Below are 25,372 nucleotides of genomic sequence, written 5' to 3' on the forward strand. Positions count from 1 at the left end.
TGTGGAAAAACGCCAAGAAGTTCAAGAACTAACACTTGAAGAGGTAATGGGCGACCGTTTTGGAAGATATTCCAAATATATCATTCAAGAGCGTGCCCTACCGGATATTCGTGATGGTTTAAAACCAGTACAACGTAGAATTTTATTTTCAATGAACAAAGATGGAAATACCTTTGAAAAGAGCTTTAGAAAATCTGCTAAGTCGGTCGGAAATATCATGGGGAATTATCATCCTCATGGCGACAGCAGTATTTATGAAGCGATGGTCCGCTTAAGCCAAGATTGGAAATTACGTGAAGTTCTAATTGAAATGCATGGGAATAATGGAAGTATGGACGGAGATCCGCCTGCTGCAATGCGTTATACTGAGGCTCGTTTATCTGAATTAAGTGGTGAATTATTAAAGGATATCGAAAAAGATACAGTAGATTTTGTTTGGAACTTTGACGACACTGAAAAAGAACCAACTGTTTTGCCCGCGAAATATCCCAATCTTTTGGTCAATGGATCAACTGGGATCTCTGCCGGATATGCGACGGAAATTCCTACACATAACTTGGTAGAAATCATTGATGGGACGATTTACCTGATCGATCATCCGAATGCTTCGTTGGACAAATTGATGGAATTTATCCCAGGGCCAGATTTTCCAACAGGGGGAATCTTACAGGGAAAAGAAGAAATCAAGAAAGCCTACGAAACTGGAAGAGGCAAAGTTATTCTTCGATCTAAAACAAAAATCGAGCCGCTAAAAGGCGGAAAACAACAAATTATCGTAACAGAAATCCCTTATGAAGTGAATAAAGCGACATTGGTTAAGAAGATCGACGAAGTTCGTTTGAATAAGAAAATCGAAGGGATCGCTGAAGTTCGTGACGAAAGTGACCGTACAGGGTTACAAATTGCAATCGAGCTAAAAAAAGATGCCAACGCTGAAGGAATTTTGAATTACCTCTTCAAAAACACAGAATTACAGATCAACTATAACTTCAATATGGTTGCTATTGATAATATGACGCCGCATCAAGTGGGCTTAAAGCGGATTTTAGATAGCTATATTGCTCATCGTAAAGACGTTATCACAAACAGAAGTCAATTTGAACTAGACAAAGCGAGAGCGCGTCAGCATATTGTTTCTGGTTTGATCAAAGCATTATCTATTTTGGATCAAGTGATTGAAACGATTCGCGGCTCAAAAGATAAAAAAGACGCCAAGAATAATTTAGTGAAAGAATATGCTTTTACAGAAGCACAAGCAGAAGCTATCGTAACACTACAATTGTATCGTTTGACGAATACGGATATCACGCAGCTTGAAAAAGAGGCCGATGAACTTAGTCGTTTGATTGCAGAATTAACTACGATCTTAAATGATGAAAAAGAATTGTTCAACCTAATGAAAAAAGAATTGCGGGAAGTCAAAAAACAATACGGGAATGAACGACTAACACAAATCGAAGATGAGATCCAAGAAATCAAAATCGATACCCAAGTATTGGTTGCGCAAGAGGACGTTGTAGTTACAGTCACTCATGAAGGATATATCAAACGAAGCAGTTTACGTTCTTACAGTGCATCTAAACCAGAAGAAATCGGTATGAAAGAAGGGGACTTCCTCCTTTATACAGGAGAAGTCAATACACTAGATCACATCCTGCTGATTACAAATAAAGCAAATGTGATTTATCGACCGATCCACGAACTACCAGATCTAAAATGGAAGGAAATAGGTGAACATATTTCACAAACTATTTTAAATCTGTCTGTAGATGAATCGATTATCGCTGTTTATACCTATAAAGAGTTGTCACCAACGAAAACTTTTGTTTTCATGACAAAAGAAGGTATGATCAAACAAACGAAAATGACAGACTTTGAACCGTGGAGAACATACAAGAGTCGTCCGACTAACTGTATGAAACTAAAATCAGATACCGATGAAATTGTAAATGTGTATCTGACGAACGAACAAAAATTATTAGATGTATTCTTAGTTAGTCATCGTGGCTTTGGTTTACGCTATCCGCTTGAAGAAGTGCCAGTTGTAGGAGCGAAAGCTGCTGGAGTAAAAGCAATGAACTTGAAAGATCAGGACTACGTAGTTAATGGCTTGTTGGTTTATCAAGAAGGAGATACACCTGTTGTCATATTAACGCAACGCGGAAGCATCAAACGAATGCTGGCACAAGAGTTGACTCAACTTGGTCGAGCCAAACGTGGGTTGATGGTGCTTAGAGAATTGAAGAAAAATCCGCATCGTGTAACGTTCATGTCTGAAAGTAGCGCTTTGGAGCTATTGGTTACTACTCAGAATGGTAAACAATATACGATCGATTCTGAGAAATATCCGATCAACGATCGAACATCTAACGGTTCCTTTATGTTGGACGAAAAGCAAGATGGAGAAATTTTAGAAGTGCATGAAATGCACACAGCAGAATTAGATCAGAAAGAAGAAACCAATTAAAGGCTATCTGTTCTATAGAAGTTGCCAAAAGCTGAAACTGTATTAGTACAGTTTCGGCTTTTTATATTACAGATTTCTTACTTTTTATATAAAAGTAATTGTAGTTCGTTAATCAAATCACAAATATCAAATGCTTATTTATCAACGATTCTGATGCTTTTTTTTATAAAAATAGCGATTTCGCTCAAAATATAATAAGGAAAGGCTTGCATAAAAATCACTATGTGTTATACTAATCACATAAAGCTGTTACAGTAACTGTCAGCATACTAAGGAGGCCCATCAATGGAGCAATGGAAAGGCTTTAAAGGCGACAAATGGAAAAAATCGGTAGATACACGTGATTTCATCCAAAGAAACTATACTGAATACACAGGTGATGATTCTTTCCTAGAACCAATCGCACCAAGCACAGACAAATTATGGACAAAATTACAGGAATTATTTGAAGTACAACACGAGAAAAATGGTGTGTACGACATGGATAATAACATTCCTGCAACAATCACTTCTCATGAACCTGGCTACTTGATTAAAGAAGAAGAAACAATCGTAGGTCTACAAACTGACGTACCATTGAAACAAGCATTCATGCCATTTGGCGGTATCAACATGGCAAACAACTCTCTAACTTCAAATGGTTACGAAGTAGACGCTGAAATGTCTAAAATCTTTACAGAGTGGAGAAAAACACACAACCAAGGTGTTTTCGATGCTTACACACCAGAAATGAGATCAGCTCGTAAAAACAAAATCATCACAGGTCTTCCAGATGCTTATGGTCGTGGCCGTATCATCGGTGACTATCGTCGTATCGCTTTATACGGTATGGACTTCTTGATTGCTGAGAAGAAAAAAGATTTAAGCAACACTGGTAACAAAGTCATGACTGACGATGTTATCCGTTTAAGAGAAGAAATCTCTGAACAAATCAGAGCGATGGCTGATCTTAAAGAAATGGCTTCAACATACGGTTTTGATATTTCTAAACCAGCTGAAAATGCAAAAGAAGCTATCCAATGGTTATACTTCGGTTATCTTGGTGCAATCAAATCACAAAATGGTGCTGCTATGTCTATCGGACGTATCTCAGCATTCCTAGATATCTACATCCAACGTGATTTAGAAGCTGGATTGATCACAGAATTTGAAGCACAAGAAATGATCGATCACTTGATTATGAAACTACGTATGGTTAAATTTGCCCGTACACCTGAGTACAACCAATTATTCTCTGGTTACCCAATCTGGGCAACATTATCAATCGCTGGTATGGGCTTAGATGGACGCTCATTAGTAACTAAGAACGATTTCCGTATCTTACACACTTTAACAAACATGGGACCATCTCCAGAACCAAACTTGACTGTATTGTACTCATCTCATTTACCAGTAGGATTCAGAACTTTTGCATCTAAAATCGCAAAACAAAGTTCTTCAATCCAATTTGAAAATGACGATTTACTACGTGCTAACTGGGGATCAGATGACTGCGCGATCGCATGTTGTGTATCTGCAACAGTGATGGGTAAAGACATGCAGTTCTTCGGTGCTCGTGCCAACTTAGCAAAAGCTGTTCTTTATGCAATCAACGGTGGGGTAGACGAAAAAACGAAAATGCAAGTAGCTCCTAAATTCCGTCCAATGACTGGCGATACTTTAGACTACAACGAATTTATCGATCGTTACAAAGATATCATGGACTGGTTAGCTGAATTGTATGTAAATACATTGAACGTTATCCACTACATGCATGATAAATACTCTTATGAAGCTGCTCAATTAGCTTTCATGGAAAGCAACTTACAACGTACATTCGCTACTGGTATTGCAGGGATTTCACATGCTGCTGACTCAGTAATGGCCATCAAACATGGTAATGTACAAGTAATCCGTGACGAAGACGGATTAGCAATCGACTACGTTCCTCAAAATGAGTTCCCAACTTATGGTAACGACAATGAAGAAGCAGATGCGATGGCTAACTGGATTCTTGAATACTTCATGACACAAATCAGACGTCAACATACGTACCGTAACGCTAAACCTACAACTTCATTGTTAACAATCACTTCTAATGTTGTTTACGGAAAAGCAACTGGTAACTTACCAGATGGACGTCGTGCAGGTAAACCATTGGCACCAGGTGCTAACCCAAGTTACCAAGATGGTAAATTCTTAGGTGAGAAAAATGGACTTTTAGCATCACTTAACTCAACTGCTAGATTAGAGTACACAAGTGCATTAGATGGAATTTCTAATACACAAACAATCAACCCTAATGGTTTAGGTAAAGATGATGAAACAAGAATCGATAACTTACGTAACGTAATGGACGGCTACTTTGATAAAGGCGGCTACCACTTGAACGTTAACGTGTTCACAAACGAATTATTATTAGATGCACAAGCACATCCAGAAAAATACCCTAACTTAACAATCCGTGTATCTGGATATGCCGTGAAATTCCGTGACTTAACTCCTGAGCAACAAGCAGATGTTATTTCTAGAACTTCACATGACAGACTGTAAGAACATAAAATTGAAGGGGTGACCTCGTGTCATCCCTTTTTTCTAAAAGAAGAAATGAGGAATCAAAATGACGACACCTGTGATCGGTAGAATTCACTCTACAGAAAATTTTGGAACCGTTGACGGACCTGGAGTTCGCTTCATCGTATTTACACAAGGGTGCCGCATGCGTTGCCAATTTTGCCACAACCCTGATACATGGAAAATCGGTTCTGGCGGCCGTGAAGTAACGACTGATGAAGTTTTAGATGAAGCCATCAAATATCGTTCTTACTGGGGAGAGAAGGGCGGCATCACTGTGAGTGGTGGCGAACCTTTACTACAGTTAGAATTTTTAACTGACCTATTTAAAAAAGCTAAAGAAAAAGGCATACATACAACGATCGATACTTGCGGAAAACCATTTACAAGAGAAGAACCATTTTTCAGCCAATTTCAAGAATTAATGAACTATACTGATCTGCTATTGTTTGATATCAAACATATCGATAATGAACAACACAAATTATTGACTTCCTTAGGAAACGAAAATATTTTGGAAATGGCTCAGTATCTTTCCGAAATCGGCAAGCCGGTTTGGATCAGACATGTCTTAGTTCCTGAGCGCAGCGATTATGATGAGTACTTAGTTCGCTTGGATACATTTATCAAAACACTTAAAAATGTAGATAAAGTAGAAGTATTACCTTATCATACAATGGGAAAATACAAGTGGGATGAACTAGGTTTGGAGTATCCTTTACAAGGAATCGAACCACCAACAGAAGATCGTGTAACGAATGCGAAAAAACTATTACATGTTGCAGATTACAACGGCTACATGGCAAGATAATCCTTAAAAATAGAAAAGTCCAGCAAATATTGTTGTTTCTTTTCTATTTTTTGTTATTATTAATAAGGAAGAAAAAAGAAGGAGTGAACCTTTATTATGTCAAAAATTCTTGTTTTTGGACACCAAAATCCTGATACTGATGCAATCGGGGCAGCGATTAGTTTTGCATATTTACAAAAAGAGCTTGGAAAAGATACAGAAGCAGTAGCTTTAGGTACGCCTAGCGAAGAAACACAATACGCACTTGATTATTTTCATGTGGAAGCGCCACGTGTGGTAGAAAGCGCAGCAGCAGAGACGAACCAAGTCATGCTTGTCGATCATAATGAATTTCAGCAAAGTATATCAGATATTGCTGATATGACGATTTTAGCAGTTGTGGATCATCATCGTATCGCTAACTTTGAAACGGCTGATCCATTGTATTATCGTGCGGAACCAGTTGGTTGTACGAGTACGATCGTATTAAAATTGTTTAAAGAAAACAACGTGGTCATCCCTAAACAAATAGCAGGAATGATGGTATCTGCGATTATTTCTGATACATTACTATTTAAATCACCAACTTGTACCCAAGATGATATCGATGCTGCTCATGAACTAGCTGAGATCGCTGAAATCAATCTAGAGGAGTATGGCTTAGATATGTTAAAAGCTGGTACGAACCTAAGTAATAAAGCTGCCGAAGTATTACTAGATTTAGATGCTAAAAGCTTCCCTATGGGCGCTAAAAACGTGCGTATTGCACAAGTCAACACAGTTGACCTAGAAGAAGTTTTGAGCCGCCAAGATGAGCTGGAAACGGCTATGAAGAATGAGAATGCTTCAAACGGCTATGATCTATTTGTTCTGATCATCACAGACATTTTAAACAGTGATTCTGAATTAATAGTGATCGGAGATTCTTTAGACAAAGTTGAGTCTGCTTTCAATGTAAAACTAACGAATAACCGCGCTTTCTTAAATGGCGTAGTTTCACGTAAAAAGCAAATCGTTCCTCAATTAACTGAAGTATTCGGCTAAGCTGAACATGTAGGAAAACTGTAGATGGCTTTAAGAGCTGTCTGCAGTTTTTCCTATTATAAACGAAAGAAAGTGTGGATTATGCGTTTGGATAAGATAACGTACTATTTTAGAGGAGAACATACGAAAGAGATAAATAAGCTTTTATCAGAGCCTTTGTTCAAGCAAATTATGAATTATCTTTTTGAACAACGAGACCAAGAAATAATTTTGCGTCAACTGAAAGCAGCAATACCAACAACCCAAAATTTAGAACTACTATTGGATCAAATGATTGCTTACGGTTTGATCAAACGGGAAAATCGGCGCTACTCATTGTCGATCCCGATATTTAGTCGAACTGAGGCACTAAAAATACCAGATACGATTTACACTGCATTAGATAAATTAGTGAAAGAAATAGATAGTGACGCATTGATCTTTGGTGAAGTATTGTGGCCTGCATTCTTTGAAGATGAGGACACGCACTATTTTTTTGGTGTGGAGAATCAGGACGAAGCACTAAGCTTTGTGAACAAGGTGACTTCTGGTAATGATGAATTACAATTTATTTCTTTGCATTCCGATACAGCTAGCCCGCTTGCGTTAGCTGATTATTTTTCATTACTTAAGACAAATTCCTCTCTTCCTAAGACATTTAAACCACTTGAACAGTCGATTGGCGATGTAGATATCGATTATTTTGTTGCGCAAGTTCAAAAAATCATTCGATCTATCCGAAGAGTAAAAACAAAACAGCTTAAAAGGAATATTTTTCAAGAAGCATTGGTGATTACGGAGGATCTAGTCAAAACAGAAGAAGGAGCCTACAAACTAGTTTCACCAATCATTCAAAAGGACACTCTGGCGATAGAAGAAGAGAAATTTACACGTATTAAAATGATGTTGATTCAACTTTGGCAGGAGATCGAGGATAAAAATCAACGAGTATTTATGAAAAAGCAGTTGTATAACCAACTTTTTCATAAATATCTAGCTGAAAAAGAAATGTTACACTATTTTAAAAAGTAGATAGGTTCCCATAATTTTATTATGTAAACTAGATTCAGAATTAAAAAATCAACTCCTGAAAAATACAGCAGTTGATTTTTTATCTAATTATTTCGTTTTCGAACTTTTTTAGTCCAAAAGCCGCCGGAAATAAATTTTGGCTCATAAGAGATAATAAAAGCTCTAGGTTCCTTTTCATTGATTAGCTTGTACAAACTTCTTTCGTTTTTTCTGGGAGAAAGGATTTCAAGGATCATCCGTTCACCTTCACGACCTGAACCGAAGCTTTGCGTCACTCCGTAACCATGCTCCCTCAAAATCTCCGGTAAATTCAATTGCTCCGTAGATGAGGGGAGGATCGCGGTTACCATAATATAGCCCAAAGCCAAATAGTCCTCGATTTTAATGCCTACACTGATGCCGACTGCATAACCAAGTGCGTACACAATCAAATTGATAGGCTCATCGAGACGATTCAAGACCATACTTAGTCCTAGAACATAAATAGTAATCTCCGCCATACTAACAAGTGGAGCGATCAAGCGATAGCCTTTCATCGTTAACATGAATCTGATCGTATTTAATGTGATATACGAAAAATTTACTACAAAAATCGTTACGAGCATTTTTACATCCATTGCAGCTAATTCCTCTTTTCCATTAAAGATATCAGCATATTATAGTACAAGAACATCAGAATTTAAATAGAAATACTAAAACAAATTGAAAAAACAAGGATTAAATTTTTAAAAATACAATAAAAAATGATATATGTTGGAGAGATCACAACTTTTTGCTATAATCAGTATATTATGTAATTTAAGGGAGAAATGAACGTAGATGAGAATTTTTATCCTCATAGTTGTGGGTTTATTGTTGTTGAATACGACTGCCGCACTTATCACTGTATTTAGAAAACAGCGGAGCATATCTAGTGTTCTTGCATGGATCATGACATTATTATTTTTACCAGGTATTGGCTTTATTATTTATCTTTTTTGCGGAAGAGGAATCGATGGTCAAAAGGTTTTCAAGTTGACTGATTATGACAGAGAAAAAATAACAGACATCAAAAAAATGGTGGATGAGGACAACTTAAAAGCAGATAGCGGGTTAGATATAAACCTGTTGACCGATGCACGTGTACTTAATCGGTATTTTAGAAACATGGATGCCTCGCCATTAAGTAAACGCAACAGCTTAAAAATTTATACAGATGGAAAAGAAAAATTCGCCGCATTGTTTGAAGATATTCGTCAGGCAAAAGAAACGGTTCACGTAGAATATTATTCTTTTTTCAATGATAAAATTGGTGGAGAGTTTCTTAGTCTTTTAGAAGAGAAGGTTAAAGAAGGGGTAGAAGTCTATTTGATTTATGACCCATGGGGATCACCAGGAGCAAATAAGAAATTTTTCGCTTCTTTTGTAGCTGCTGGAGGGAACGTTGCTCCTTTTATCACTTCCAAAAATATGATCAGTAAAACTCGTTTAAATTACCACTTGCATCGTAAAATTGTTGTAATTGACGGAAAAATGGGTTGGACAGGTGGTTTCAACGTAGGGGATCAGTATTTGGGAGAGAGTAAAAAATTTGGTTATTGGAGAGATACGCACATTCGTATTCTGGGTGCTTCAGTATTCTCGCTTCAAGAAATTTTTATTATGGATTGGAATGCTTCAGTATCAAATCCAGATCATAAAATGGACTATTTAGAAAAATATTTCCAGCTTTCTGAAGATAGTCAGCTGGAAGATCTATCTTTACAAATCGTTTCAGACGGACCTGATACAGAAGAAGAGATCTTAAAAAGTGGGTTTATCAAGATGATTTTAGCTGCTGAAAAATCAGTTTGGATCCAAACGCCGTATTTGATCCCAGATGATAGTATGATCAATGCACTCTTGATTGCAGTACGTTCTGGAATTGATGTTCGTATCATGATCCCTTGTATGCCTGATCACCCATTTATTTATCGTGCAACACAATACTATGCGAACTACTTGCATAAACGTGGCGTCAAAATCTATATGTATCAGCATGGTTTTTTACATGCGAAAACGATGATTATCGATAATGAAATCTGTATGGTAGGTACCACTAATCAAGATATTCGCAGTTATGCGTTGAATTTTGAAGTTAGTACATTTATTTACGATACAAAATTTGCTTGGAAATTATCACAACTATTCAAAAATGACATTGAAGAAAGCATTTTGTTGACCGATAAAATGATTCAGGATCAATCTCATTGGTTACGATTTAAACAAAATTTTTCACGGCTATTATCACCGATATTATAAAAATAGGGCTTTATCCTAAATAGAGTATGCGATCTAAAGTAAAATTACTTTAAGTCGCATACTCTATTTATGTTGAGCGGAATACATATACATGTGAATCAAAAGCATTTAATAATCAGTTTAAGAATCACTGTCTATTTCAATTATACCTAGCTTAACGCCTTTAAGAACAGCAGAAATCGAGGAAAATACCTCTAATTTTTTGAAGATAGAATGTAAGTGATTGTTGATCGTTCTACGGCTTAAGGACAGTTTTTCTGCACTTTGAGATTGTGTGTTGCCATCTGCAAGTAATTGCAAAATTTCTCTTTCTTTTTCTGTTAGTGTCTTTTTTACCGGACATCGTTGCTTTTGAAAGAACGTACCTCTCACATAAACTAAATCTAAAATCTCAATCATTTTTTTCAAACTAATCGAATGAGAAACGAATGCATTTACACCATTGTTGATAGCGAAATTGCAATATTCATAACAATTTTTATCTGAAAGAAAGATGATTAATAATCTTGGAAATTGTTTCTTTAGCGTTTTTGTAGTACTAAAACACTTACTTACTTTTGAGCCAATGCCCATAACTAAGATATCAGGACAATCAGAATGAATAGACGTGAATAAGTCTTCAAAAGAATAAACACATCGAACTGATGAAAATCTATCTTGTAGTGAATAGGTAAGACTATCTCCTAAAATTTCACTATGCAAAAAAAATAATATATTCATACCTAATCCCTCACTTTATGCCAATTTTGGCCTTGTTACTTTTGACGTAGTATAATATTTCGCACTTATATACCATATTAATATAAAAAAATTACAAATTAACCCGTTATAATCAATAGTAATCTATATATAATATAAATTGCACTTTTTGCTCATTCGATAATAAAAAAGATATGATAAGATACTGAAATAAAGAGAGTCAAATGAAGAGAGAGGGTTTTGATGGGCAATAAAGTTGTTATTTTAAGAATATGGAGACTATTAAAAAAGAAGGTTCTTGTTATTTTGATCAGTATGCTTTTAGGCGGAATATTTTCCTACGTCATTTCAACCTATTTTCTACAGAAAAAATACAGTTCCAGCATTCAAATCGTCTATGTTATTGAAAATACAGCTTTAAAAGACGAAGTAACAGCTAAAACGACTCTTTTAAAAACCTACAAAAGGATGATGTATAGCAACATAAATCTAAAAGAGACTCAAGAAATTTTTATGAAAGAAACGGGACACTTACTCAGTCTGAATACTCTTAAAAACATGATTACGATTACCCAAGAGCAGGATGAATTACTGTTAACGATAAAGGTAGAAGCAACTTCTCCTGAAAATGCTGCGGTTCTGGCAGATGGATTTGCACAATCATCTATAGCATTCATAAAAACAATCTATAATCCAACGGAGCAGCTAAAAATAGTTTCAAAAGCCCAAATAAATGAACAGAGTATTTATCCCAAAGTAATCGTGAATACAACTGTAGGAGCGATAGTAGGATTTATATTCAGTGTGTCCATTCTATTTATTCAAGCACAATTTGTAGAAATACGAAAAAGGAGAGAGGCAACCCATGGAGTTCATCAATGAATATTCCCAGATTAGATGGAAAAGAAACAACACCTATACTTTTTTTAAGCGAATCATAGACATTTGCGGCAGCATAATCGGCATTATTATTTTTTCTCCCTTATTACTTGTAGTTGCAATTGCAATAAAACTGGAAGAGCCGTCAAGTCCAATTATTTATTCTCAATGGCGTATGGGAAAATACAGCCAAAAATTTAGAATGTATAAATTTCGTTCTATGTATGTGAACGCGGATGAACGATTACAGGAGATCAAACAATATAACGAAAAGCAAAACAACATTATGTTTAAAATGAAAAATGATCCTAGGGTAACAAAGGTTGGTAAGGTGATTCGAAAACTAAGCTTAGATGAACTCCCTCAATTTTTTAATGTTTTAAAAGGTGAAATGAGTTTAGTCGGACCACGACCGCCTTTGGAGCATGAAGTAGAACAGTATGATCCTTTTGATGTTCAAAGACTATTAATAAAGCCTGGATGCACTGGCTTGTGGCAAGTTACAGGTAGAAATAATCTTACGTTTAAAGAAATGATCAAACTAGATGTTTACTATATTCAAAAACAATCTCTTATTTTTGATTGCTACTTGATCATCAAAACAATAAAAGTGATGTTTTTGCCCAATGATGTGTATTAACGCATTATTTTTTGGAATGAAAGAATTAAACTGGAGGAATTGACTATGACAAAAAAAATTTGCTTTACGAGTTCTTCTGGAGGTCATTTAGAACAATTACTTATGTTGAAGCCCTTAATGAACAAATATGCCTGTTTTATAGTAACTGAAAAAACGGCCTATGAAGTAAATGTGTCATGCCGATCATATAAGCTGCTGCAAATAAATCGACGTGAGTTACTTTGGTTCATTTATTTACTATATAACTTGTATCTATCTGTGAAAATTATGGTAAAAGAAAAGCCAGATGTGATTATTTCCACGGGTGTGCTATCAACAATTCCTATTTGTTTAGTCGGAAAACTTTGCAGAAAAAAGATCATTTATATTGAATCCTTTGCTAAAACAACATCAAAAACGAAGACTGGACAGCTAATGTATTACATAGCAGATCGATTTTATATTCAATGGGAGTCTTTGCAAATGCTTTATCCAAAAGGAATCTATAAGGGGGGAATCTATTGATTTTTTTAACAGTAGGGTCTCAAAAATTTCAATTTGACCGTCTGCTGAAAGAAGTAGATAAACTTGTTCAAGAACAGAAAATTTCAGACCAAATAGTTGGCCAAATCGGCTATAGTAACTATCTGCCTCAGTACTTTGAATACCAAAAATTTATGGAGCATAGTGTCTTTGAGCAAACATTAAAAAAAAGCGAACTAGTCATTACTCATGGCGGCAGCGGAGCAATCATTAACGCATTGAAAATGAAAAAGAAAGTCATCGCGATTCCCAGATTGTCCCAGTTTAAAGAACACGTGGATGATCATCAAAAAGAAATCATCGCTCTTTTTCAGCAACAAAACTATATAAAAGCAGTTCTAGATGTCCATGAATTGCATCAAGCAATCGACACTATTCATCAGCAAACATTTGAAACGTTTGAATCGAATACAGAAAAAATAATTGCTGAAATCGACGGATTTATTCAAGAGCAATAATAGCTAAATTGGAGGAAACATTTACTATCATGAAAATCATGTATCTTACAAAAGAACTCAGTATTGGTGGTGTCACAAAGTGTATCTACAATCTATGCCAAAATATTCGGGCAGAAGATGCAATTATTTGTTCTAACGGAGGAGCTTTGAAAGAGGATTTTACTGGATTAGGTATGCCAGTTTATAAAATCCCCAATGTCGAAAAAAAAAATCCCTTCCTCTGGTTGCTCACACTTTTTAAACTTCGACAACTAGTGAAACGAGAACAAATAACCTTGATCCATAGTCATCATCGCATGACAACGTTCCTCGGTAGAATCGCTATCCTCGGCATGTCTACTAAAATCGTTCATACACAACACTTAAATATTCAAAACAAATTTTTTTCTACTGGAATTACATTAAGAAAGATGCCAGTCATTTGTGTGAGTAGCGCAGCTAAAAGAATCCTTGCCACGAAAAGTAAACTCGCTGAAAAGGATATCCAGACGATCTACAACACGATCGATGATCAAACGTCTTTTGGCACAGTAGACATGCAGTTGGAACAACTAAAAGAAGATGGTAATTTTGTCGTAACTCAAGTTAGTCGGCTGGTGGACTATAAAGGGGTCTATGAATTTATAGAAATCGCGAATAAGGTGGCTAAAAGTCATTCAACAATCAAGTTTTGTTTGATCGGAAACGGTCCGGAAAAACAAAATCTCAGAGAGAGAATAAAAGAATTAGGTTTAGAAAAAACGGTCTTTGTACTTGGCGCTAAGAAAAACGTGTTAAAACAGCTTGAAGCAATTGATCTAATGCTTTTGTGTTCCAGTAAAGAAGGCTTGCCTTTAGCACCTATTGAAGCTTTTTACAAAGGAATACCTGTCATCGGCAGTAATATCGACGGGACAAAAGAAGAGATTGAGCATGAAATCAATGGTTTTTTGATCCCTCAAAAAGACACTTCTGAATTTGCACAAAAGATAATATTTTTAGTTCAAAATCCAAAGGTGTTTCAACAGATGAAAAAAGAAGCTCTTAAATCATTTGAAGCTAAATTTACCAAAGAAAACTATTTACAGGCGCATTTTTCATTTTATGAAAAAGTATTGGAGAGGAGTTGAGAAGTCTATGATTCCTAAGATCATTCACTATTGCTGGTTTGGGAAAAAAGAAAAGAACAAGGCTATTCAGCAAGCAATCAGTCTATGGAAAGAGAAACTGCCAGACTATGAATTCATTGAATGGAATGAGCAGAACTTTGATGTAGAATCCTTCTCCTATGCAAAAGAAGCCTATAAGGAAGGGAAAATGGCTTTTGTAAGTGATGTTGCTAGAATATATGCTTTGCAACATTATGGTGGTGTTTATTTAGATACAGACATAGAGATAAAAAAGAGCTTTTCCAACTTGTTGACAAATAAGGAAGTTATCTTAGGTTTTGAAAATAAAGGGAAATATCTTATGACAGGATTTATGGCAGGGAAAAAGAATCATTTTATTTGGCAAGATCTACTAGATTATTATAAAAAGCAGTCATTTATCCAAAAGGATGGGGGCTTAGATTTAACCCCAAATACTAAGATTTTGACGGATTATTTGGTAGCTAGAGGCTTACAGTGTAATAATCACTTGCAAACATTGGCAAGTCAGATTTGTATTTACCCAGAGAATTTTTTTAGTGCTTACAATTTTAAGTATATGGAAGAAATCAGCGATCATTCAACCTATACCGTTCATCATTGTTATGCTTCGTGGATGCCTTCTAAAAATAGAGCCAGATTTTGGTTAAAGCGAAAGATTATTCGTCTTATTGGTCATGGACAATATAAAAATATCTACCGGTTCATGAGTAACCAGAAGAGATGACGACCTTTATTCTTGTGGCGATATTTTTAGTTCTCACTTATTTTCCAATCTTCTTATTTTTACCAGGTATAAACTTTATGGATGAATTGCTGACAATTGTATTAGCGATGTACATGTATGCCGTTTTACTACTGGACATTAGAATTTTAAAAAAAAGATTAGATAGATGGACAAAAGTGTCACTGATTTTATTGCTCGTGTTCTTTTTGATCGGTCTTATCCCAACTGTCTTATTTAAAATACAACATAGTACATCGATTATCATTAAAGATTTGATGTTGTTTAGTAAATTTTTTATTTGTTATGCAGGTGGAATGGCAGTGTTTGATAATGTAGATAAACAAAGAGCGCTTAAATTGATTGGACAAATAATTAAAGTCAGCATAGTCATCATATTTTTCTTTGGCATCCTATCAATTTTTGTCAATCTGAATATGGGTTCCAGCATCCGATATGGCATTAGATCCTATCAATTTTTATTTCCACACTATACGTATCTTGTGTACTCGATCGTTATTATGTTGAGCATTTTGACAATCGCTGAAGAAGCGAACTACTCTTACAAGCTTATGGCTGTTGGTATTTTAATTTTAACATTAAGAAGTAAGGCATTCGTATTTGTAGGATTTTATTTTTTCTTAAACGGGTTTATCAAGTATTTCGATCGATTGAAATTGAAACATTTACTCATAGCCATCTTATTTTCAGCTGGTATGGTAAAAAGCAAAATAGCCGATTATTTAAGCTGGGGAATCTATAATTTACGGACGGGATTGTATATTGTAGGCTTCAGCATTGCCAATGATTATTTTCCTTTTGGTACAGGCTATGGCACATATGGGTCAAATCTATCGAAAAAAGCTGGTTCACCTATTTATGTAGCATATGATTTAATTTACTCTCAAGGGTTCAGAAAAGGAACAGGGGATTTTCCGTTGTCGGATGTTTTTTGGCCATACATTATTGGGCAATGGGGTTATATAGGCGCACTTTGTTTTTTGGGATTGCTTGCTACGATTTATCTTTCTATTTGTCAAAGAACAAAATTTATGCATAAAAAATATTATATTGCTTCGTTGTTACTCTTTTTTTATCTATTAATTGCAAGCAGTGCTGAGGCCATTTTTACAAACGAGACAGGTGTCTATATTATTACGCTCCTTAGTATCTTTTTAGGAGAAACTAGGAATAAAAAGGGGAAGTTCTAAACTATGAAAATTTTACTAATAGGAGATTACTACTCGAGTAATCTTGGTGATGGGGTGATCTGTCAAACGGTAGAGGCTCTATTTCGCTCAAATTTCAAAGAAATTCAAACTATAGATATTTTAGATATAAGCGGTCGACAAGATTTTGCGGACAACCGTACACATTTTTACAATAAAAATCGTCTCAAAAAAGAAATTAAAGGCTTATTACCATCAGTTATCAACGAAACTATTTCTTATCAACGAACATCACTTCCAAATTATGAGATCAACGATCATTACGATGCAGCTATTTACGCTGGGGGACAGCTGTTGATGCCATACTTTTTAAAGCAAATGATCACGATCAATCAACTTCTAAAAAAGAAGAATATAAAAATCATTTATAATGCAGTTGGCTATGGCAAATTTTATAGTAAAGCTTTAATCAAGAAACTTTCAACTATTATTGATGATTGTTCCGTTCAGCATCTTTCAATTAGAGATGGTGAACGCATGCTTGATCGAACCTTAGTAAAAAAACAAGTTCATACTGTTTGTGATAATGCGGTTTGGGCTAGTGAAATTTATGACATTAAAAAAGTGGAAAACAGCCAAGTGATCGGTTTAGGGATTATGTATATTGAAAATAAGCGTCAAACACTTATCTCTTTTTGGAGAGACACATTGCTGTTGTTAGATAAAAAAGGAACGAACTGGAAATTCTTTGTTAACGGTTCCATCGAAGATTATCTTTTTGCCAAAGAAATCCTTGCATTACACGGCTGTACTGATGTAGAGGAGTACTTATGCCCACGTCCTGAAACACCGAAAGAGTTAATTGAGGTTATCTCATTGTTTGAAAAAATCATTTCTTTTCGTCTGCATAGTCATATTATTTCTTATTCATTAGAAATTCCTAGCATATCAATCGTTTGGGATGATAAAGTCAGGAAGTTTTTCGAAAAAATAGATCATCCACAGCGCTGTTATGATTACCATAACTATGACTCCAATTTATTATTGAATGATTTAGATGCAATCAAATTCACTGAAGCAGATAGACAGGTGAAAGAAATGTTAAAAAAAGAGGTGCTTGAAAATCTACAAACGATTGTAACCCTTTGTAGGACCAAGAAGATGGGGTCAGATTAAATGAACAAATACAAAAAGTTGATCAATAATTCAATCATATTTGCTGTAGGAAATGTTGGCAGCAAATTGATCCTTATCTTTTTGATGCCGTTTTACACACGCTATTTAACACCTGGAGAGTTTGGTACGGTTGACTTGGTGACAACGACTACTAGTATGTTGCTTCCGATTGTATCGTTTAGTGTTTACGAAGCTGTTTTGCGCTATGTATTAGACAAGGCGTATGATGAATCAGAGATTATTTCAAACGGTACGATGATCACAATTATCGGTTCGATCTTTCTGTCAATTTTTATGGTCATGTTGAAAAAATTTGGCGTACTTGAAAATGAACACTTAATTTATTTTTATTTGATTTTGATAACACAATCATTCCAATCACTGTTTGCTCAATATGCCAGAGGGGTAGGGAGGATCAAGCTGTATGCAGTCAATGGTATCATAGCCACAATTGTTACTGCTTTTTCGGCTGTCATTTTACTTGCATATTTTAAATTGGGGGTAAAAGGCTATCTCCTTTCTATCGTTTTAGCGAATGGTTTATCGGTCATTTTTTTGTTCCTATTCTTATCATTAAGAAAGCATATAAGAGTTACGAATATAAATAAGACGTTAATCAAAAAAATGCTTTATTATAGCATACCATTGATTCCGAATGCTTTTTCGTGGTGGTTAAGTAACGCTTCTAGTCGCTTCTTTATTCTGTTTTTTTGCGGCGTGCAAATCAATGGCTTGTTTGCCGTAGCGAACAAAATTCCGACCTTACTAACCATGCTAAACACCATATTCTTTCAATCATGGCAATTATCCGCAATAGAAGAATATGACTCATATCAAAAAAAGGAATACTATTCGACTGTTTACGCAAACTACTATCAAATGCTCTTTTTAGCCATCTCGTTTTTGCTGCTTATTTTAAAGCTACTGATTCCATTTTTTGTATCAAAAAAATTTTTTGACTCATGGCTTTACATACCGCCGTTGTTAGCTGCGACGTTGTATTCAAGTCTTTCCAGTTTTTTGGGAACGATATATATTGCTGCTGAGCAAACGACTAGAATTCTGTTTACAACGATTGTTGGTGGGGCAGCTAATATAATTCTGAATCTATTGTTGATTCCTTTTCTAGGGGGAATCGGTGCTGGTATTGGTTCATGGCTTAGCTTTTTCGTTATTTGGTATATTCGGTCAAAAGACACAAAAAAAATTGTTGAACTGTCCGTTGATAGGAAGAAATTTGTGATGAATCATTTGCTATTTTTTTTACAATGCTGTTTGATTTACGTTGTTAGAGATAATCTAGTTTTATTTTCATTGCAATTTTGCCTATTTTTAGCTAATTGTTTTACGAATAAAGAGTTTCTATCAAATGTTTTAACTATTTTTTTGAAAAGGGGAAAGAGGGAGACAAAATGAAAATTGGAATTATAGGATTGGGCTATGTTGGTTTAGCCAATGCATTATTACTATCACAGAACGAATATGTGATTGCATATGATATCTCAAAAGAAAAAATTTCTGATTTAAAAAAGGCTAAATCTCCTATAAAGGATTTGGAGATCATAGAGTATTTAGCTAAAGACAACAAAAATCTAATGTTTACTGATGATTTTTCAAAGCTGTTTACATGCAAATTAGACTACATGATTATTGCAACACCAACAGATTATGATGAAGAAAAACATTTTTTCAACACTTCTTCAGTAGATGAAACGATTGAACAAGTACTATCGATCGATCCCGATTTAGTCTGTGTTATCAAATCGACTGTTCCTGTTGGGCATACACAACGTTTAAAAGAAAAATTAAATACGAAAAATATTCTTTTCTCACCTGAGTTTTTGAGAGAGGGAAAAGCCCTTTGGGATAATCTGTACCCTAGTAGGATTATTGTTGGAGAAGAGTCAGACAGAGGACAACGACTTGCTGATATGTTTTTAGGTAATTCTAAGAGTAAAACAGCGCCAGTTCTATTAACAGGAGCCAATGAAGCAGAAGCAATCAAACTGTTTTCTAACACTTATTTAGCATTGAGAATCGCTTATTTCAATGAATTGGATACATATGCAGAAGTGAAAGGCTTAAATTCGAAACAAATAATCAATGGTGTTGGATTAGATCCAAGAATTGGCACACATTACAATAATCCGTCCTTTGGCTACGGCGGCTATTGTTTACCCAAGGATACAAAGCAACTATTAGCAAACTATAATTACATCCCCAACAGCATTATTACATCCATTGTAACAGCTAATGATGTTAGGAAAGAGTTTATTTTTAATAATGTTATAGCACAGAAGCCGCAATCTGTAGGGATTTATCGATTGATTATGAAATCAAATTCTGACAATTATCGATATTCCTCTGTTCTAGAGATAATTGAGCGGATTCACTCATTAGGTATTCCTGTATTGATTTATGAGCCTACATCAGCCGAAGAAAGCTATCTTGACTGTGAAGTTTGTGATGATTTAGATTATTTTAAACAATCCTCAGATATTATTGTAGCGAATAGAATTTCCACGGACTTATCAGATGTTCTAGAAAAAGTTTACACAAGAGACCTATTTGGTCGTGATTAATAAAATAATGAATAGGAGAAACAAAATGAATGTAAGAAAAGCAATTATTCCCGCAGCAGGATTAGGTACTCGTTTTTTACCTGCAACAAAAGCGATTGCCAAAGAAATGCTGCCGATAGTAGATAAACCTGCTATTCAATTTATAGTTGAAGAAGCGCTAGAATCAGGGATCGAAGATATACTTATTGTTACAGGAAAAGGGAAAAAACCGATTGAAGATCATTTTGATGCTAATGCAGAATTGGAGGGAATGTTAAGAAATAAAGAGAAGCATGAGCTGCTAAAAATAGTTGAGGACACTACCAATGTAAATTTACATTTTATACGACAATCTTATCCTAGAGGGCTTGGTGATGCTGTCTTACAAGCAAAGTCTTTTGTAGGCAATGAACCTTTTGTAGTCATGCTAGGAGACGATATAGCAAAAGATGAGGTCCCTCTAACAAAACAACTTATTAATCAATACAATACTATTCTTACTTCCGTGATTGCGGTAATGGAAGTACCGGAAAAAGAGACAGATAAATATGGAATAATCAATCCTGGTAGTAGCATTTCTTCTAATTTGATCAATATTCAAGATTTGGTAGAAAAACCTAATACTGAAGCAGCACCTAGTAATTTAGCGATTATAGGTCGCTACTTGTTAACTCCGGAAATTTTCGAATGTTTGGAAAAACAACCACCGGGAGCTGGCAATGAAATTCAATTAACGGATGCCATTGCTTCATTAAATCAAATGCAACGCGTATTTGCTCATATATATAAAGGAAAACGATATGATATCGGTGATAAGTTTGAGTTCATTAAAACGACCATAGAATATGGATTGGAACACGATGAAGTAAAAAGTAAACTCGAAAACTATATAAAAAATATGCAATTAGATATTGGCATGAAATAGCCAGTATAGTTGGTAAAGGGATGTGGGAGAGATAAAAATCTGCTGCATTCTTTATTTTTTAATTCTAGTTAACATAATATACATTGCGCATTTGAACATGTGATTATATATAAAAAAAGACAACCTGAAAAGAATAGGGCTGTCTTTTTTATATGTGTTTCACTTTATCAACGATTTTTTTCTTTTCTTGAGCGATTTTCTCTAGATCCATACTCGCTTTTCTAGCCCGCATTAATTCCACTATATCAATCATATCTTTTTCAGTGGCTTCATTCATTATGAAATTCTTTATTTGTTTCATACTAACATTTTTTTTAATCATTTATTTTGTCCTCCAACTTTTTTTCTAATTCATATAACTCATTTGAAAGTTGTCTAACTTGCTTCATTATGGCTTCTGGTGATTGCTCTATTTCACTAGATTTTGTGTTATATGGTGGAAAGTTTAAAAAGTCAGTTATTGATATATCTAAAGCTTTACAAATACTGAAAATCGTTTTGATTGTTGGATTTTTACTTTGACCTGTATAGATTGAATTGACAGTACTTTGTTTAAGATTCGCTAGTACCGCTATTCTATTTATAGTTAGGTTTTTTTCGTTTGCTATCTCTTGGATTCTTTTTGAAATTAGCTCGCTATGCCTGATTTCATTCATTTTTTCACACCTCATTTTTGTTAATTCTATATAAAGTTTAACGATATATCAAATGATGTATTACCGTTATATAGTTGACACATACCGAAAGATAGTTTATATTAATAAGTGTTACTGATATATAGTTAAAACGTGGGAGACTTTTGACAGATAGTTAAAAGGGGAACTTTAGTTCTGAATGGTTTAATGATTATGTACTCAGACAAAGCACCACATACTCTGACGAGAATTTCGCCGTTAGGCTTAATTATAAAAAATATGGATTACGGAAGGAGAAGCTAAAATGTTTGAAAACACAACCGAATTGATCTATCTAGGTACACGAAGAGGGAAAAGCAAGTCAACACAAGAACCCTATGAGGTTTTAATTGTGGGAAATCCTGCGAAGTATGAAAATTATGAATTTTTTATTGGAAGTAATGTAGTACTGCCGCCCTTACAAGTTAACGATAAGATTGTTTGTACAATCGAATTAAATAAACGTGGTTTTAATTTAGCGCCTAGTCTTGTTGACGTTTCTAAGGGTGTTCTAAAGTAGGGAGGTTTCTCTATGGAGAACGAACCGAAACAGTTGACCAAAGAAGATTTGAAACAGCTTGAAACAGATTTAAGAGGTCTTAAAGAAGCTTATCAAAAGGAGCTAGAGCGTGAACAGTCTGAACGTGATATACAAGCTACTAAGGATTCTGAACAGTCTAAAATACTTGCTGACGAGGCGGTAAAAGAAGCCGAAGCGGAAAAGTTGAAGATTGAATCAGAAGCGAAAGAAAAAGAAGCTAGTGAAAATTTTCGATTGTCCGTTTTGGAATCATTGGAAAAGCTCGATAAAAGTGAAGAAAATACTCTCACGAATGATTCGATCACTAAGCTTAATAAAAATATTGAGGTCTTGATCGAATATCAAAAAAATCAAGCCCAAAATAACACAAATCAAGATTGGTTTTTATCTATTATTGCTTTATCAGTCGTTGTCTTTCCTGCAATATATTTTGCTATAAAATTTTGTGCTGGTACTGCTAAAAAGATAATTTCAATAATTACAACGTAATGTAGAAAGGAGAATATCATGCACTCATTATTTAGCGCAGTAGGTGCCATTACAATGCCGACAGCTCCTAAAGTTGATTTATCAGCGGGTATCCAATGGATTGTTGATTTTGCTACTTCTATTTTTACCGATAACGCTCTAATTATCATTGGGGCTGGTTTAGCTATTTCCGCATTGTTTGCCGCACCAGCGATCGCAAAACGTTTCGGGAAATCCGCAATGAAGGGATAATTTTATAAGGCTTAGCTTTAACGAGTTGAGCCTTTTTTTTAATCAAATTTCTAGTGATTCGCTAGAATAGGAAAGGAGAAAATATGCTAAATATTAAAAAAATCGCTAAGTGGTTAGGTGTATTTTTTTTATTGTTAATACTGTTTTTAGCTGTAATAGCGTTTATGCCGTTGCTGACGCTAGTGAGGATTTACACAGCGGAAGCAGTAATGATAATAGTGGACTTTACGTTAATGGCGGTGACGTTAAAGACTTGTTTGAGTCTGATCCGTTGGGTGAGGCATGGCGACTTTACTTTTCTGAAATTATTCAAAAAGAAGATTTACATGAAAATGAAGAACAGCTCGAAGAACAAGAACAACCTCCTAGAATGATAGTTCGTGATTTTGTGGGTGGCGGTGGTTCTTCGGGCGGAGGCGGTGCTAGTATAAGCGGTATTGACACACGTGTAAGCGCACTTGAACGTTGGCGTACTGGTCATGATAGCTGGGCTGGTGGTTTATCGAACCGTGTTTCGGCTATTGAAAATTGGATAAGTAACTGGGCATTACCTCAATTTAACAGTATTTGGAGTAGGTTAGGAAATTTAGAAACGTGGAAAAATGGTCATGATAGTTGGGCGAATAACCTTTCTAATCGAGTGACTTCGATTTACAACTGGGCTATTGATCAATTTAACGTTCAAAATAATCGCTGGTCTGACCAATACCGAAAAAATAACGATAACTGGGGTCATTGGAAAGATCAATGGAGTAAAAACGATGACAATTATGGACACTGGAAAGACCAATGGAATAAAAATAATGATAACTGGGGTCATTGGAAAACTCAATGGAGTAAAAACGATGACAATTATGGACACTGGAAAGACCAATGGAATAAAAATAATGATAATTGGGGTCATTGGAAAACTCAATGGGCTTTGAATGATTCAAACAAAGCGAATTGGGAATCTCAATGGAAAAAAAACAATGATAACTGGGAACACTGGAAAACTCAATGGGCTTTGAATACGAAACAAGCAACGACGAACCAAAAGTTTGAAACGTTTATAACGAACCAAAATACAAAAAATATTAATTTACAAACACAAATTGATAATTTGAAAAATAATGTGAGTTGGTCTGACGTTGGTATTATCACCGCTTTAGTTGTTGTCAAAGATAGTATCGATAATTTCAGGAAAATGTTCGAGGTTGACGATTTAGTCGGTTTAAATGCTTATGAAGGTATCTTTACACGTATGATTAAATCGCAATTTATTGCGCTTAGAAACGATTTGAGAGACCTTTTTAAAGAATACTTTGACGTAGAAGAAAGCGGAGGGCTTTTTACACCTACAGGGGTTTTTGCTAAATTTTTAGCTGATCAAATGTACAGATTACGTTATACAATAATTGCTGGATTTGGAGAGATAGAAGAGGTTTTAAAATTGATTAATACTGATACGCTAGGTATTAGAAACAGTCTAAATACAGTTAATTTGAATTTAACTGCTGTTAATAATTGGTTAAAAGCCATTTTTGATAAGCCTGTTGGTACGATAGTTGCACCGCCATTCGATTTTAATCGACTTGAACAGATTCTTAAAAGTTTAAATTTCGGAAATGTCACTAATGAGGCTGGCACTAATCTCTGGGATTTTCTAAAAAGTCTTATTGATAATTTGGGTGACATATTAGGAAAAGGCTTAGACGGAATATTTCAAGTTTTAAAACAGATTTTAGAAATCTTTGACAAATTTCTTGATACAATCCTTCACTTGATCATTCCAAAAAATTTAGATTTTTTAGATTCTCAGTGGGGGAAACCAGCGGATAAAATACGACTTAAATTTTCATTTATTTTCGATAGCGTTGATTCTTTTAAATCGTTATTCGGTGCGAAAAGTAAAAAATTTGAGGATTTAGATATTCAACTTAATGGCGGGAATTTAGGTGGTAAAACTATCAGTCTTGGTTCTGTGAAATTGCCAGTAAGTCATTTGAATACTTTTTTACAAGTAGTTAGACCTATTGTGAGCGGTTTTGTTTTGCTTTGGTTTTTAATTGACATGTATAAATGGATTCATGAAAGAAATGCGGTGGTTGAGTAATGCTTGTGGAACTTCTTTTTAAACTCTTATTTGGGTTGATTGATATTATTATTTCTTTGATTCCGTCCTTTGATTTCCAAATCGATTTAGGCATGCTGAATCCAGTAAAAGAAGTATTTGCTTTTTTAGATAATGCAGTTAGTGTTTCATTAATTTTATCCATACTTGCGATCATTTTCATTAGAGATAATTTTACACTGATCAAAAATATCTTTTTTGCGATTGTCCGCAAGATTCCTTTTGTTGATTAGTGGCTCAAACCTTGAGCCACTAATCACAAGGATTGCACCAATTCAAAAAGAAATGTGAAAGGTAAA

At 35.0% G+C, this 25,372-nt stretch carries 26 protein-coding genes; 22 read left to right on the forward strand and 4 right to left on the reverse strand.

Features of this window, described 5'->3' with window-relative positions:
* Position 1 precedes the first annotated feature (1 nt).
* From parC to BCR25_RS18700, 5 genes are all read left to right on the forward strand, one after another.
* Positions 2-2,467 (forward strand): DNA topoisomerase IV subunit A, encoded by a 2,466-nt coding sequence (gene parC, locus BCR25_RS18680; protein ID WP_069665126.1) that lies wholly within the window; start codon positions 2-4, stop codon positions 2,465-2,467.
* Between the two features lie 285 nt (positions 2,468-2,752).
* On the forward strand, positions 2,753-4,999 hold the full coding sequence (gene pflB / locus BCR25_RS18685; protein WP_069665127.1) for a formate C-acetyltransferase: 2,247 nt from the start codon (positions 2,753-2,755) through the stop codon (positions 4,997-4,999).
* 67 nt (positions 5,000-5,066) lie between these two features.
* Positions 5,067-5,831, forward strand: a complete 765-nt coding sequence (gene pflA / locus BCR25_RS18690; RefSeq protein WP_069665128.1) for a pyruvate formate-lyase-activating protein — start codon at positions 5,067-5,069, stop codon at positions 5,829-5,831.
* 96 nt (positions 5,832-5,927) lie between these two features.
* Positions 5,928-6,854 (forward strand): manganese-dependent inorganic pyrophosphatase, encoded by a 927-nt coding sequence (locus BCR25_RS18695; RefSeq protein WP_069665129.1) that lies wholly within the window; start codon positions 5,928-5,930, stop codon positions 6,852-6,854.
* 24 nt (positions 6,855-6,878) lie between these two features.
* Positions 6,879-7,865 (forward strand): DUF1803 domain-containing protein, encoded by a 987-nt coding sequence (locus BCR25_RS18700; protein WP_083242754.1) that lies wholly within the window; start codon positions 6,879-6,881, stop codon positions 7,863-7,865.
* Positions 7,866-7,948: 83 nt separating this feature from the next.
* On the opposite strand, the gene BCR25_RS18705 is transcribed toward BCR25_RS18700, so the two are convergent.
* Positions 7,949-8,482, reverse strand: a complete 534-nt coding sequence (locus tag BCR25_RS18705) for a DUF2179 domain-containing protein (RefSeq protein ID WP_069665130.1) — start codon at positions 8,480-8,482, stop codon at positions 7,949-7,951.
* A gap of 202 nt (positions 8,483-8,684) precedes the next feature.
* Here BCR25_RS18705 and cls point away from each other — a divergent pair, with 202 nt between their 5' ends.
* Positions 8,685-10,145, forward strand: a complete 1,461-nt coding sequence (cls, locus tag BCR25_RS18710; RefSeq protein WP_069665131.1) for a cardiolipin synthase — start codon at positions 8,685-8,687, stop codon at positions 10,143-10,145.
* Positions 10,146-10,265: 120 nt separating this feature from the next.
* Here the strand turns inward: cls and BCR25_RS18715 are convergent, their stop codons facing one another.
* Positions 10,266-10,865, reverse strand: coding sequence for a response regulator transcription factor (locus BCR25_RS18715; protein WP_069665132.1), 600 nt, complete (start codon positions 10,863-10,865; stop codon positions 10,266-10,268).
* A 222-nt stretch (positions 10,866-11,087) separates the two neighbouring features.
* On the opposite strand from BCR25_RS18715, the gene BCR25_RS18720 reads away from it, so the two are divergent.
* From BCR25_RS18720 to galU, 11 genes are all read left to right on the forward strand, one after another.
* Positions 11,088-11,726 (forward strand): YveK family protein, encoded by a 639-nt coding sequence (locus tag BCR25_RS18720; protein ID WP_069665133.1) that lies wholly within the window; start codon positions 11,088-11,090, stop codon positions 11,724-11,726.
* Positions 11,710-12,363 (forward strand): sugar transferase, encoded by a 654-nt coding sequence (locus BCR25_RS18725; protein WP_069665134.1) that lies wholly within the window; start codon positions 11,710-11,712, stop codon positions 12,361-12,363. The genes BCR25_RS18720 and BCR25_RS18725 overlap by 17 nt, the downstream gene beginning before the upstream one ends.
* A 45-nt stretch (positions 12,364-12,408) precedes the next feature.
* Positions 12,409-12,867 carry a PssD/Cps14F family polysaccharide biosynthesis glycosyltransferase gene (pssD, locus tag BCR25_RS18730; RefSeq protein ID WP_211272524.1) on the forward strand — a complete coding sequence of 153 codons (459 nt, stop codon included), beginning with the start codon at positions 12,409-12,411 and terminating at the stop codon, positions 12,865-12,867.
* Entirely contained in the window at positions 12,864-13,343 is a 480-nt protein-coding gene (gene pssE, locus BCR25_RS18735) for a PssE/Cps14G family polysaccharide biosynthesis glycosyltransferase (protein WP_069665136.1), read from the forward strand. Before pssD ends, pssE begins: the two co-directional genes overlap by 4 nt.
* Before the next feature lie 29 nt (positions 13,344-13,372).
* Positions 13,373-14,452: a glycosyltransferase gene (locus BCR25_RS18740; protein ID WP_069665137.1), complete on the forward strand. Its 1,080-nt coding sequence runs from the start codon at positions 13,373-13,375 to the stop codon at positions 14,450-14,452.
* Between the two features lie 7 nt (positions 14,453-14,459).
* Positions 14,460-15,197, forward strand: coding sequence for a glycosyltransferase family 32 protein (locus BCR25_RS18745; RefSeq protein ID WP_069665138.1), 738 nt, complete (start codon positions 14,460-14,462; stop codon positions 15,195-15,197).
* A 77-nt stretch (positions 15,198-15,274) separates the two neighbouring features.
* A complete protein-coding gene (locus BCR25_RS18750; RefSeq protein WP_139124624.1) occupies positions 15,275-16,405 on the forward strand; it encodes a hypothetical protein in 1,131 nt (376 codons plus the stop codon).
* A gap of 3 nt (positions 16,406-16,408) precedes the next feature.
* Positions 16,409-17,539, forward strand: a complete 1,131-nt coding sequence (locus BCR25_RS18755; RefSeq protein ID WP_069665140.1) for a polysaccharide pyruvyl transferase family protein — start codon at positions 16,409-16,411, stop codon at positions 17,537-17,539.
* Positions 17,540-18,955, forward strand: a complete 1,416-nt coding sequence (locus BCR25_RS18760) for an oligosaccharide flippase family protein (RefSeq protein WP_069665141.1) — start codon at positions 17,540-17,542, stop codon at positions 18,953-18,955.
* Positions 18,952-20,121 carry a nucleotide sugar dehydrogenase gene (locus BCR25_RS18765; protein ID WP_069665142.1) on the forward strand — a complete coding sequence of 390 codons (1,170 nt, stop codon included), beginning with the start codon at positions 18,952-18,954 and terminating at the stop codon, positions 20,119-20,121. Before BCR25_RS18760 ends, BCR25_RS18765 begins: the two co-directional genes overlap by 4 nt.
* Before the next feature lie 25 nt (positions 20,122-20,146).
* Positions 20,147-21,025 (forward strand): UTP--glucose-1-phosphate uridylyltransferase GalU, encoded by an 879-nt coding sequence (gene galU / locus BCR25_RS18770; RefSeq protein WP_069665143.1) that lies wholly within the window; start codon positions 20,147-20,149, stop codon positions 21,023-21,025.
* A 148-nt stretch (positions 21,026-21,173) separates the two neighbouring features.
* Here the strand turns inward: galU and BCR25_RS20520 are convergent, their stop codons facing one another.
* Together BCR25_RS20520 and BCR25_RS18775 are read right to left on the reverse strand one after the other, a co-directional pair.
* Positions 21,174-21,347: a hypothetical protein gene (locus tag BCR25_RS20520; RefSeq protein ID WP_169819041.1), complete on the reverse strand. Its 174-nt coding sequence runs from the start codon at positions 21,345-21,347 to the stop codon at positions 21,174-21,176.
* Positions 21,340-21,681 carry a helix-turn-helix domain-containing protein gene (locus BCR25_RS18775; RefSeq protein WP_069665144.1) on the reverse strand — a complete coding sequence of 114 codons (342 nt, stop codon included), beginning with the start codon at positions 21,679-21,681 and terminating at the stop codon, positions 21,340-21,342. The genes BCR25_RS20520 and BCR25_RS18775 overlap by 8 nt, the downstream gene beginning before the upstream one ends.
* A gap of 283 nt (positions 21,682-21,964) precedes the next feature.
* On the opposite strand from BCR25_RS18775, the gene BCR25_RS18780 reads away from it, so the two are divergent.
* The 5 genes from BCR25_RS18780 (at position 21,965) to BCR25_RS18800 (ending at position 25,306) form a co-directional block, all read left to right on the forward strand.
* Positions 21,965-22,219, forward strand: a complete 255-nt coding sequence (locus BCR25_RS18780; RefSeq protein ID WP_069665145.1) for a hypothetical protein — start codon at positions 21,965-21,967, stop codon at positions 22,217-22,219.
* Positions 22,220-22,252: 33 nt separating this feature from the next.
* Positions 22,253-22,729 carry a hypothetical protein gene (locus BCR25_RS18785; RefSeq protein ID WP_139124625.1) on the forward strand — a complete coding sequence of 159 codons (477 nt, stop codon included), beginning with the start codon at positions 22,253-22,255 and terminating at the stop codon, positions 22,727-22,729.
* An 18-nt stretch (positions 22,730-22,747) separates the two neighbouring features.
* A complete protein-coding gene (locus BCR25_RS18790) occupies positions 22,748-22,960 on the forward strand; it encodes a hypothetical protein (protein WP_069665147.1) in 213 nt (70 codons plus the stop codon).
* A gap of 271 nt (positions 22,961-23,231) precedes the next feature.
* Positions 23,232-25,055, forward strand: coding sequence for a hypothetical protein (locus tag BCR25_RS18795; protein ID WP_139124626.1), 1,824 nt, complete (start codon positions 23,232-23,234; stop codon positions 25,053-25,055).
* On the forward strand, positions 25,055-25,306 hold the full coding sequence (locus BCR25_RS18800; RefSeq protein WP_069665149.1) for a hypothetical protein: 252 nt from the start codon (positions 25,055-25,057) through the stop codon (positions 25,304-25,306). The genes BCR25_RS18795 and BCR25_RS18800 overlap by 1 nt, the downstream gene beginning before the upstream one ends.
* Positions 25,307-25,372 lie beyond the last annotated feature (66 nt).

The organism is Enterococcus termitis, from assembly GCF_001730305.1.
In the GTDB taxonomy this organism is placed as follows: Bacteria; Bacillota; Bacilli; order Lactobacillales; family Enterococcaceae; genus Enterococcus_L; species Enterococcus_L termitis.